8 protein-coding genes are annotated in these 10,532 nt (G+C 68.5%); 5 read left to right on the plus strand and 3 right to left on the minus strand.

Features of this window, described 5'->3' with window-relative positions; genetic code table 11:
* Window positions 1–284: 284 nt before the first annotated feature.
* Window positions 285–3,878, plus strand: coding sequence for an indolepyruvate ferredoxin oxidoreductase family protein (locus tag HTY53_RS07685; protein ID WP_174105923.1), 3,594 nt, complete (start codon window positions 285–287; stop codon window positions 3,876–3,878).
* Between the two features lie 87 nt (window positions 3,879–3,965).
* On the opposite strand, the gene HTY53_RS07690 is transcribed toward HTY53_RS07685, so the two are convergent.
* Complete coding sequence (locus tag HTY53_RS07690) at window positions 3,966–4,580, minus strand: HD domain-containing protein (RefSeq protein WP_174105924.1); 615 nt, start codon at window positions 4,578–4,580, stop codon at window positions 3,966–3,968.
* A 179-nt stretch (window positions 4,581–4,759) separates the two neighbouring features.
* Between HTY53_RS07690 and HTY53_RS07695 the strand changes: the two genes are divergently transcribed.
* From HTY53_RS07695 to HTY53_RS07705, 3 genes are all read left to right on the plus strand, one after another.
* Window positions 4,760–5,107 carry a GFA family protein gene (locus HTY53_RS07695; protein WP_174105925.1) on the plus strand — a complete coding sequence of 116 codons (348 nt, stop codon included), beginning with the start codon at window positions 4,760–4,762 and terminating at the stop codon, window positions 5,105–5,107.
* An 18-nt stretch (window positions 5,108–5,125) separates the two neighbouring features.
* Window positions 5,126–5,539 (plus strand): VOC family protein, encoded by a 414-nt coding sequence (locus tag HTY53_RS07700; RefSeq protein ID WP_174105926.1) that lies wholly within the window; start codon window positions 5,126–5,128, stop codon window positions 5,537–5,539.
* A 153-nt stretch (window positions 5,540–5,692) separates the two neighbouring features.
* Window positions 5,693–7,030 (plus strand): MFS transporter, encoded by a 1,338-nt coding sequence (locus HTY53_RS07705; RefSeq protein WP_174105927.1) that lies wholly within the window; start codon window positions 5,693–5,695, stop codon window positions 7,028–7,030.
* A 16-nt stretch (window positions 7,031–7,046) separates the two neighbouring features.
* Here the strand turns inward: HTY53_RS07705 and HTY53_RS07710 are convergent, their stop codons facing one another.
* The gene (locus HTY53_RS07710; RefSeq protein ID WP_174105928.1) at window positions 7,047–7,931 is read right to left on the minus strand and encodes a DODA-type extradiol aromatic ring-opening family dioxygenase; all 885 of its coding nucleotides are present in this window, start codon (window positions 7,929–7,931) and stop codon (window positions 7,047–7,049) included.
* A 222-nt stretch (window positions 7,932–8,153) separates the two neighbouring features.
* On the opposite strand from HTY53_RS07710, the gene HTY53_RS07715 reads away from it, so the two are divergent.
* A complete protein-coding gene (locus HTY53_RS07715; protein ID WP_174106096.1) occupies window positions 8,154–8,801 on the plus strand; it encodes a DNA-3-methyladenine glycosylase I in 648 nt (215 codons plus the stop codon).
* 483 nt (window positions 8,802–9,284) lie between these two features.
* On the opposite strand, the gene HTY53_RS07720 is transcribed toward HTY53_RS07715, so the two are convergent.
* A complete protein-coding gene (locus tag HTY53_RS07720) occupies window positions 9,285–10,247 on the minus strand; it encodes a DUF808 domain-containing protein (protein WP_174105929.1) in 963 nt (320 codons plus the stop codon).
* Window positions 10,248–10,532: the final 285 nt, after the last annotated feature.

The raw sequence follows: 10,532 nt of genomic DNA on the forward strand, positions 1-10,532 counted from the left end.
AGCAGTGGGAGGTTGCACCACCGCGGCAAGGCGGCCTCCGGCGGACGCCGCCCGCTGCCGGGCTTGGATGCAGTGCAGTGTACACGCCAGCGCTTGTCCATTCGGGAAATCGCCGAGCCGCAGGGGCGCCGGGATGCTGCGCCGCAGGGTGCCGCGTCAACGCCGCCGGTGCTACCATGCCGGGCAGAGACACGGTCGCTACCGCCTTCACAAGAGGCCTGCCGCGGCTGCCCACCACTGAAGTGTGTCGGCGATCCCGACAACATGCCCGAAGAGGAGCACCCATGAATGCCCCCCTGACCGCCCCGGTCAGCGACGCCATCCGTCGCGCGCTCGCCAACGTTACCCTCGACGACAAATACACGCTCGAACGCGGCCGCATCTATATCAGCGGCACGCAGGCGCTGGTCCGTCTGCCGATGCTGCAGCAGGAACGCGATCGCGCCGCCGGCCTCAATACCGCCGGCTTCATCTCGGGCTATCGCGGCTCGCCGCTCGGTGCGCTGGACCAGGCGCTGTGGAAGGCCAAGTCGCACCTGGCCGGCCACAACATCGTGTTCCAGCCGGGCCTGAACGAGGACCTGGCCGCGACCGCGGTGTGGGGCTCGCAGCAGGTCAACATGTACCCGGGCGCGAAATACGACGGCGTGTTCGGCATGTGGTACGGCAAGGGGCCGGGCGTGGACCGTACCGGCGACGTCTTCAAGCATGCGAACTCGGCCGGCTCGTCGAAGCACGGCGGCGTGCTGGTGCTGGCCGGCGACGACCACTCGGCCAAGTCGTCGACGCTGGCGCACCAGTCCGAACACATCTTCAAGGCCTGCGGGCTGCCGGTGCTGTTCCCGGCCAATGTGCAGGAATATCTCGACTACGGTCTGCATGGCTGGGCCATGAGCCGCTACTCGGGGCTATGGGTGGCGATGAAGTGCGTCACCGACGTGGTCGAATCGTCCGCCTCGGTCGAGCTCGATCCGCATCGCGTACAGATCGCGCTGCCGCAGGACTTCGCGATGCCGCCGGGCGGCCTCAATATCCGCTGGCCCGATCCGCCGCTCGAACAGGAAGCGCGGCTGCTCGACTACAAGTGGTACGCCGCGCTGGCCTATGTGCGCGCCAACCGGATCGACCGCATCGAAATCGATTCGCCGCACGCGCGCTTCGGCATCATGACCGGCGGCAAGGCCTACCTCGACACGCGCCAGGCGCTGACCGACCTGGGCCTGGACAAGGAGACCTGCGAGCGCATCGGCATCCGGCTGTACAAGGTCGGCTGCGTCTGGCCGCTCGAAGCACAGGGCGCGCGCGCCTTCGCGCAAGGGCTGCAGGAAATCCTGGTGGTCGAGGAAAAGCGCCAGATCATGGAGTACGCGCTGAAGGAAGAGCTGTACAACTGGCGCGACGACGTGCGGCCCAAGGTCTACGGCAAGTTCGACGAGAAGGACAATGCCGGCGGCGAGTGGTCGATCCCGCAGAGCAACTGGCTGCTGCCGGCGCACTACGAGCTGTCGCCGGCGATCATCGCCAAGGCGATCGCCACGCGCCTGGACAAGTTCGATCTGCCCAGCGACGTGCGCGCCCGCATCGCCGCGCGCATTGCGCTGATCGAAGCGAAGGAGCGCGCGCTGGCCACGCCCCGTGTGGCCGCCGAGCGCAAGCCGTGGTTCTGCTCGGGCTGCCCGCACAACACGTCGACCAACGTGCCCGAAGGCTCGCGCGCGCTGGCCGGCATCGGCTGCCACTACATGACGGTCTGGATGGACCGCAGCACCAGCACCTTCAGCCAGATGGGCGGCGAAGGCGTGGCGTGGATCGGGCAGGCGCCGTTCGCCGGCGACAAGCACGTGTTCGCCAACCTCGGCGACGGCACCTACTTCCATTCGGGGCTGCTGGCGATCCGCGCGTCGATCGCGGCCGGCGTCAATATCACCTACAAGATCCTGTACAACGACGCGGTCGCGATGACCGGCGGCCAGCCGGTGGACGGCCAGCTGTCGGTGCAGGACATCGCCTTCCAGGTCGCCGCCGAGGGCGCCAGGCGGATCGACATCGTCACCGACGAACCGGAGAAGTACAACGCGGCGATCAAGCTGCCGGAAGGCGTGACGATCCACCATCGCGACGAGCTCGACCGCATCCAGCGCGAGCTGCGCGAGGTGCCGGGCTGCACCATCCTGATCTACGACCAGACCTGCGCCACCGAGAAGCGCCGCCGCCGCAAGCGCGGCAGCTTCCCCGATCCGGCCCGGCGGGTGTTCATCAACGACACGGTTTGCGAAGGCTGCGGCGACTGCTCGGTCAAGTCGAACTGCCTGTCGGTCGAGCCGCTGGAGACCGAGCTGGGCACCAAGCGCAAGATCAACCAGTCCTCGTGCAACAAGGACTTCTCCTGCCTGAACGGCTTCTGCCCCAGCTTCGTGACGGCCGAGGGCGCGCAGCTGCGCAAGCCCGAGGCGCACGGCATCTCGATGCAGAGCCTGCCGCCGCTGCCGGAGCCGGCGCTGCCCGCGCTGGAGAAGCCGTACGGCGTGCTGGTGACCGGCGTCGGCGGCACCGGTGTGGTGACCATCGGCGGCCTGCTCGGCATGGCCGCGCATCTGGAGCAGAAGGGCGTCACCGTGCTGGACATGGCGGGCCTGGCGCAGAAGGGCGGCGCGGTGCTGTCGCACGTGCAGATCGCCGCGCGGCCCGAGGACATCCACGCCACCCGCATCGCGATGGGCGAGGCGGACCTGGTGATCGGCTGCGACGCCATCGTGTCGGCCACCGACGAGGTCCTGTCGAAGGCCCAGGCGGGCCGCACGCGCGCCATCGTCAATACCGCGCAAACCCCGACCGCCGAATTCATTCGCAATCCGAAGTGGCAGTTCCCCGGGCTGTCGGCCGAGCAGGACGTGCGCAATGCGGTCGGCGAGCAATGCGACTTCATCAATGCCAGCGCGCTGGCGGTGGCGCTGCTCGGCGACGCGATCTACACCAACCCGCTGGTGCTCGGTTATGCGTGGCAGAAGGGCTGGGTGCCGCTGTCGCTGGACGCGATGCTGCGCGCGATCGAACTGAACGGCGTGTCGGTCGACAAGAACAAGGCCGCGTTCGAATGGGGCCGCCATATGGCGCACGACCCGGAGCATGTGCTGTCGCTGACCGGCGAGCTGAAGCGCACCGCCGAGGGCGCCGACGTGGTCAAGCTGCCGACCTCGTCGGGCGCGCTGCTGGAGAAGCTGATCGCGCATCGGGCCGAGCATCTGACCGCCTATCAGGATGCCGCCTATGCGCAGACCTATCGCGATGCGGTCAATCGCGTCCGCGCGGCCGAGAGCGCGCTGGTCGGCAGCGGCAAGCCGCTGCCGCTGACCGAGGCGGTGGCGCGCAATCTCGCCAAGCTGATGGCGTACAAGGACGAGTACGAAGTCGCGCGGCTTTATACCGATCCGGTCTTCCTGGACAAGCTGCGCAACCAGTTCGAAGGCGAACCGGGCCGCGACTACCAGCTGAACTTCTGGCTGGCGCCGCCGATGATCGCGAAGCACGACGAGCAGGGCCGGCTGATCAAGCGCCGCTTCGGCCCGTCGACGATGACGATCTTCAAGGTGCTGGCCAAACTCAAGGGTCTGCGCGGCGGGCCGCTGGACGTGTTCGGCAAGACCGAGGAGCGCCGCACGGAGCGCGCGCTGATCGGCGAATATCGGGCGCTGCTCGACGAGCTGGTGGCGGGGCTGAATGCCGCCAACCACGGCACCGCGGTGGCGCTGGCCAGTCTGCCGGACGACATCCGCGGCTTCGGCCACGTCAAGGCCAACAACCTGAAGGCGGTGCGCTCGCGCTGGCAGACGCTGCTGACGCAGTTCAGGAATCCGGCGCAGGGGCAGCAGGCGGCTTGAGGCTGGAAATCTGGCTCTCCCCCGGCTGTTCTTCCCTCTCCCGCCCCTGCGGGAGAGGGAGCCCGTCGACGCCGGGCGATCGCTGCCCTACTCCACCTGCGCCAACTTCTCTTCGCCCTTCTTCACATACATCGAGTTCTTCGGCTGGGCGAACACGCGCCGCACCATCGGCTCGAAGAACGACAGCGGCAGCGTGTCGTAGTCGGTCATGAAGGCAGCCGCGTCGTACTTGGCGCAGAACTCCGCGGTGCGCTCGAACAGCTCCGGCTGGCCGCGGAATTGCTCGCGCAGGTTGCGGTCCAGGCCCAGGTGATGAAAGAAGTAGTAGCCCTGGAATACGCCGTGCTTCTCCACCATCCACAGGTTCTCGGCACTGACGAAGGGCTTGAGGATCGCCGCGGCGATGTCCGGATGGTTGTAGCTGCCCAGCGTATCCCCGATATCGTGAAGCAGCGCGCAGACGACATATTCCTCGTCGCGGCCGTCACGGTGGGCCAGCGTGGCGGTCTGCAGACTGTGGGTGAGCCGGTCAACCGGAAAGCCGCCGCAATCGCCGTCGAGCAGCCGCAGATGGGCCAGCACGCGGTCCGGCAGTGCGGCGGCATAGGGCATGAACTCGGCCGAGATCGCGGCCCAGTCTTCGCGGGTGCCCTGTTCCATATGGCTGAAGCGCGCCCGCGGCGCCTGGTGGGATTCGCTCATGGTGGTCTCCTGGTGGGGTCGGCGCTGATGCGCTCTTGGGGATTCCGGCATTGTGACACCGGTTGATGCCGCTACACTGTCGGGATACCGACAATCGCCGCCACCGGCCCGAACCCACCGGCTGGAGCCCACCCGCTGAAGCGACCCGCGGCACCTTCCACAGAACCGAGGAGAACACCATGCAATACCAGGGCAGCTGCCATTGCGGCCGCATCGCATTCGAGGTCGAGGGCGAGATCGAAGCCGTGCTGTCGTGCAATTGCTCGATCTGCCAGCGGCGCGGCCATCTGCTGTGGTTCGTGCCGCGCGAGCGCCTGCGCCTGAAGACGCCCGAGTCGGACTACTCGACCTATCGCTTCCACAGCATGAAGATCGCCCACCATTTCTGCCCGGTGTGCGGCTGCGGGCCGTTCGGCGAAGCCATCGATCCGAAGGGCCAGCCGACGGCGGCCGTCAATGCGCGCTGCCTCGAGGGGATCGATCTGGACAAGCTGAAGGTGATCCCGTTCGACGGGCGGCGCCTGTAGCGCCGCCTGCCTGACGCCATGCTGTCGATCCGGGGCATCGATCATCTGGTGCTGCGCAGCGCCGACGTGCCGACGCTGCTGCGCTTCTACGTCGACGTGCTGGGCTGCACGCTGGAGCGCGAGCAGCCGAAGCTCGGGCTGACGCAGCTGCGCGCCGGCGCCAGCCTGATCGATCTGGTCACGCTGGACGGCCCGCTCGGCAAGGCCGGGGGCGCGGGGCCGGGGCCGGAGGGCCGCAATCTGGACCACTTCTGCCTGCGCGTCGAGCCTTTCGACGCCGACGCCATCACAGCGCATCTGCGCGCGCATGGCGTCGAAGCGGGACCGGTCGAATCGCGCTACGGCGCCGAGGGCACGGGACCGTCGATCTATCTGCGCGATCCCGATGGCAATGTGGTCGAACTGAAGGGGCCGCCCGACGCCAGGGCATAAGGGGCGACGCAAGCCGGCGCGATGCCGCCGCGCAACGGCCATGCAACGGCCCGCGCAACGGACAGCGCAGCGCCGCTACAATCGGGTTTCACACAACCATGCGCCGCCGGCATCGCATCGGACGCGCGGGCGCCGACCTCCCCGGCGCATACCATGACGACACCCGACCTCTCCCCAGGACCCCGGCCCGGCACGCGCCCCGGCGCCGACGGCTCCGCCCCCGGTCCGGCCGACGCCAGCAGCGCCGCCGGAGCCACCGCAACATCGCCGCACCCCGCCCCCTGGTCCGAACCGCCCCGCCATCTGGCCTGGGTGCTGGGGCTGACCGAGACCATTTCGTGGGGCACGCTGTATTTCACCTTCACGGTTTTCATCGAGCCGATGAGCCAAACGCTCGGCTACGGCAAGCCGTTCCTGGCGGGCGGCTATTCGCTGGGCCTGCTGGTGTGGGCGCTGTGCTCGTTCGCGGTCGGGCGGCTGCTCGATCGCGCGCCGGCGCGATGGGTGATGGGGACCGGCTCGGTGCTGGCGGGACTCGGCCTGATGCTGTGGGCATGGAGTCCCAACCCGACACTGTTCCTGCTGATGTGGGTGCCGCTCGGGCTGGCGATGGCCACCACGCTGTACGAGCCGGCCTTCGTGGTGCTGCGCCAGGCCTACGGCGACGGCTACCAGAAGTCGATCGTCATCGTGACGCTGGTGGCCGGCTTTGCCAGCACCATCTTCATTCCGCTGGCGCAATGGCTGGTATTGCATATCGGCTGGCGCGGCACGCTGCTGATCTTCGCCGCGCTGAACCTGCTGGTCTGCGCGCCGCTGCATGCGCGGCTGCGCTTCACGCCGCATCCGACCTATGCCAGCGTGCAGCCGGTGGCGCCGCTGGGCGGCGGCTCGCCCGGCATCGCCACGCTGGCGCTGCGCGATCCGGTGTTCTGGTCGGTGGTGCTGGCCTTCACGGCGCTGGCGGTGGTCGCCTCGCTGCTGGGCGCGCATCTGATCCCGATGCTCAACGAGAAGGGCCTGCCGGTTGGCGAACAACTGATGGTGGCGGCGCTGATCGGGCCCGCACAGGTGATCGGCCGGCTGGCGATGGCGCGGATGCCGTCGCGGCAGCCGGTGCGGATCGCGTTGCCGGTCTATGTGGTGATGGGCCTGGGCCTGCTGACGCTGGCGCTCGGGCATGGCAAGTGGCTGATGCTCGCCGCGGTGCTGTACGGCTGCGCCAACGGCATCAACACGATGCTGCGCGCGATGGCGATGCCCGAGCTGATCTCGCGCCATCACTATGCGACGCTGAACGGGCTGATGATGACGCCGGTGCTGCTGATGCAGGCGATTGCGCCGTGGCTGGGCGCGCTGCTGTGGAGCGCGGCGGGCGGCTATTGGCTGATGTTGTGGGTCATGGTGGCGCTGGCACTGGCGGCGCTCGGCGCGTTCGCCTATGCGCTGCGCCGGCGCGGCATGCTGGGCGCGCCGCCGGCCGCCGCCTAGCCGGCCCGCCCAAGGCTTACACGGCGGCGGCGGCGGCCGCGCCCATGCCCTCGAACACGAAGGTATCCATCGCCAGCACGCCGTAGGTCACCGCGTCGGTGGCGCGGGCGACCTCGGCCGGTCTGGCCGGCGCGGTGCGGTCTGCGGGGTCTGCGGGACCCAGTGCGGCACCCAGCGCGACGAAGAACGGCAGCAGATGCTCGTCGGTCGGATGGGCCCGGCGCGCATGCGGCGCCTCGCTGCGGTAACGGGCGATGCGCGCGGTATCGCCGGTGCGCAGCGCCTCGTCCAGCGCGTCGACCATCCAGCCGCGAAACGCCTCGACATAGGGCTCGGCCGCGCCGCCGTGCTGGCCGGGCCGTTCCTCGCCGAACACCTCGCGCAGGTTGTGCGTGAAGCTGCCGGAGCCGACGACCAGCACGCCCTCGTCGCGCAGCGGCGCCAGCGCGCGGCCGATCGCGATCTGCACGGCCGGGTCCAGGTAGGGGTTCAGCGCCAGCTGCACCACCGGCACGTCGGCATCGGGGAAGAAATACCGCATCGGCAGCCAGGCGCCGTGATCCAGCGGCCGTGCCTCGTCCAGCGCGACAAAGCCCGCGCCGGGAATGTCCGCGGCCTCGACCAGCGCCTTGACCCGCCCGGCCAGCGCCGGCGAACCCGGCGCATCGTAGCGCAGCGCATAGAGCTCGGGCGGGAAGCCGCCGAAGTCGTGCCAGGCTTGCTGGCGCTCGGCCGCGGTCACGGCCAGCGTGCTGTAGATCCAGTGCGCCGAGATCACCAGCACCGCACGCGGCTGCAAGGCGCGCAGCCGCGACCCCAGCGCATCGAACACCGGCCCTACCGGACCGGGTTCGATCGCCAACATCGGCGAACCGTGGGAGACATAAAGCGCGGGCAGCATGGGAGTCCTTTCGACAACGCGGATTCGTGGAGTACCGGGGTAGTTTGACAAATCCCCACCGCGCCGGCGTGAAGCGTTGCGGATGCCTCGGTCAAAAATTTTGAAATTCAGCGTTGCGGCGATGCCCTCTCCAAGCGAAGGCGAACTCGCACTAACATGGCGGCTGCTTGTCGCCGGCCAACTGCGCCCGCCCACCGACACAATGGAGACACGATGACCGCCATGCCCGCCACCGCCAAGCCAAAGCAAGCCGCACCGGCGCCCGACACGCCGCTGCCGCGCTGCGGCTGGTGCGGCACGCTTGAGGACTATTGCCACTATCACGACAACGAGTGGGGCTACCCGGTCGACGACGACCGCCGCCTGTTCGAGAAGCTGTGCCTCGAAGGCTTCCAGGCCGGCCTGAGCTGGCTGACGATCCTGCGCAAGCGCGAGGCTTTCCGCAAGGCGTTCGCCAACTTCGACGTCGAGAAGGTGGCGCGCTTCGGCGAGCGCGACATCGAGCGCCTGCTGGGCGATGCCGGCATCGTGCGCCATCGCGGCAAGATCGAGGCGGCGATCAACAACGCCCAGCGCGCGCTCGAACTGCTGGAGACGGAATCCTCGCTGGCCGCCTATCTGTGGCGTTACGAGCCCGATCCCAGGAGCCGGCCCGCGGTGCTGACGCCCGAAGTGCTGCGCACGATGACCACCTGCCCGGAGGCCACCGCGCTGTCCAAGGACCTGAAGAAGCGAGGCTGGCGCTTCGTCGGGCCGACGACGATGTATGCGCTGATGCAGGCGATGGGCATGGTCAACGACCACCAGCACGGCTGCTGGGCCCGTGAGGAAGCGCAGCGTCGACGCGCGGCGTTCAAGGTGCCCCGCTAACACAAGCGGCGAACGGGCAATCGGGCAATCCGGCAAGCGGGCATGTGGGCGTGGCGCGGTGTGCGGTGTGCGGTACGTGCGCGTGTTACGTGCGCGTGTTACGTGCGCGTGTTACGTGCGTAAACTCACGCCCAGGTCCCGCTCGACGCAACGGTTGCCTATCGTCTTTAAAGATTGTTTACGTATACGTAGATAGTAGTAGTAGGTAAACGGCGTCCGCGGCAGTGGATAAGGGCGCCGCGCCCTTGCGGCACAAGCCCTGGCGGACGGGATAAGCCCTAGGGGAAAACCCGACGTATACGGGATAACCCGATGCCTTCCGGTAAACGGGTTCGATACGCGCCCGACTTGTTCGTCCGCGGTCCACAGGCGCCCCACACGCTGCCCAGCGCTTGTCCCTTGTGCCACGCACAGGACGGGCACAGGGTTGTCCCCGGAGTTATCCCCAACCGCAGGTTGCGGTTGCGAGCGTCCCTGCCAGAATCAGTGCGAACTCGGCCGCAACGCCCGCCGGCCGCGCTGCACCAGCATCACGCCGGCCAGCACGATGGCCCCGGCGATCACGCCACCGACCAGATTGATCAGCAATGGCCCAAGCCAGGACAGGAAGGGACCGACGCCCGGCATCCCTCCGAGCCATTGCGCGGCGCTCTCCTCCAGATGGTGCGCCCACGGCAGACCGTGGACCAGGATGCCGCCGCCGACCAGGAACATCGCGACGGTGCCCGCCACCGACAGCGTCTTCATCAGCATCGGGGCCAGCCGCAGCAGGCCGTCGCCGATGCGGCGGGCGAAGCCGTTGGCGCGGCCGCTCAGATAGAGCCCCGCATCGTCGAGCTTGACGATGCCGGCCACCAGCCCGTAGACGCCCACCGTCATCAGCAGCGCGATCGCGGTCAGCACGGCCAGCCGGGTGCCGAACGGCGCGTTGGCCACCGTGCCCAGCGAGATCACGATGATTTCGGCCGACAGGATGAAGTCGGTACGGACCGCGCCCTTGATCTTGTCCTTCTCCAGCGCGACCAGATCGACCGCGGGATTGGAGGCGGCCTGCCGCAACGCGACGCGCTCGACTGCCTCCCTGGCCCGCTCGGTCGGCTCGGCATGGGCGGGCAGGAAGCGGTGCGCGAGCTTCTCGAAGCCCTCGTAGCAGAGAAACGCGCCGCCGATCATCAGCAGCGGCGTCACCGCCCATGGAGCGAAGGCGCTGATCGCCAGCGCCGCCGGCACCAGGATCACCTTGTTGCGCAGCGAACCGAGCGCCACCGCCCACACCACCGGCAGCTCGCGCTCCGCCTTCAGGCCGGTGACCTGCTGCGCGTTCAGCGCAAGGTCGTCGCCGAGCACGCCGGCGGTCTTGCGCGCGGCGACCTTGCTCATGGTGGCGACGTCGTCGAGGATCGTCGAAATATCGTCGAGCAGCGCAAGCAGGCTGGCACCGGCCATCAGCGACCTCCCCGCGGCAACTGGCCTGCAACGGCACGGCGATCGAAACTCGGCATGGTTCGGACTCCTGGTGTGGATGGAGAAACGGCGAGGCGGCGCGGCGCCGGCGGCCGCCGACCGATGCGAGGTGGCGCCGCCATCGCGCCATACTGCCATAGCCGGCGGGGCTTCCAGCATGCCCGCCATGTCGGATTTTGTCTGATTTTTTTACGTCACTTGGGTCTGCTAGCATCGGACGTCATGCGCAGGCACCGGGCGGCTTTTGCGCCGGCGCCCCCGCCCCTC

This window comes from Cupriavidus gilardii (genome assembly GCF_013314895.1).
In the GTDB taxonomy this organism is placed as follows: Bacteria; Pseudomonadota; Gammaproteobacteria; order Burkholderiales; family Burkholderiaceae; genus Cupriavidus; species Cupriavidus gilardii_C.

What these genes read in the sequence shown, in the direction of transcription:
- HTY53_RS07685 (WP_174105923.1), top strand. Translation starts at nt 285, where the DNA reads ATGAATGCCCCCCTGACCGCCCCGGTCAGCGACGCCATCCGTCGCGCG.
- HTY53_RS07690 (WP_174105924.1), bottom strand. Translation starts at nt 4,580, where the DNA reads ATGAGCGAATCCCACCAGGCGCCGCGGGCGCGCTTCAGCCATATGGAA.
- HTY53_RS07695 (WP_174105925.1), top strand. Translation starts at nt 4,760, where the DNA reads ATGCAATACCAGGGCAGCTGCCATTGCGGCCGCATCGCATTCGAGGTC.
- HTY53_RS07700 (WP_174105926.1), top strand. Translation starts at nt 5,126, where the DNA reads ATGCTGTCGATCCGGGGCATCGATCATCTGGTGCTGCGCAGCGCCGAC.
- HTY53_RS07705 (WP_174105927.1), top strand. Translation starts at nt 5,693, where the DNA reads ATGACGACACCCGACCTCTCCCCAGGACCCCGGCCCGGCACGCGCCCC.
- HTY53_RS07710 (WP_174105928.1), bottom strand. Translation starts at nt 7,931, where the DNA reads ATGCTGCCCGCGCTTTATGTCTCCCACGGTTCGCCGATGTTGGCGATC.
- HTY53_RS07715 (WP_174106096.1), top strand. Translation starts at nt 8,154, where the DNA reads ATGCCCGCCACCGCCAAGCCAAAGCAAGCCGCACCGGCGCCCGACACG.
- HTY53_RS07720 (WP_174105929.1), bottom strand. Translation starts at nt 10,247, where the DNA reads ATGGCCGGTGCCAGCCTGCTTGCGCTGCTCGACGATATTTCGACGATC.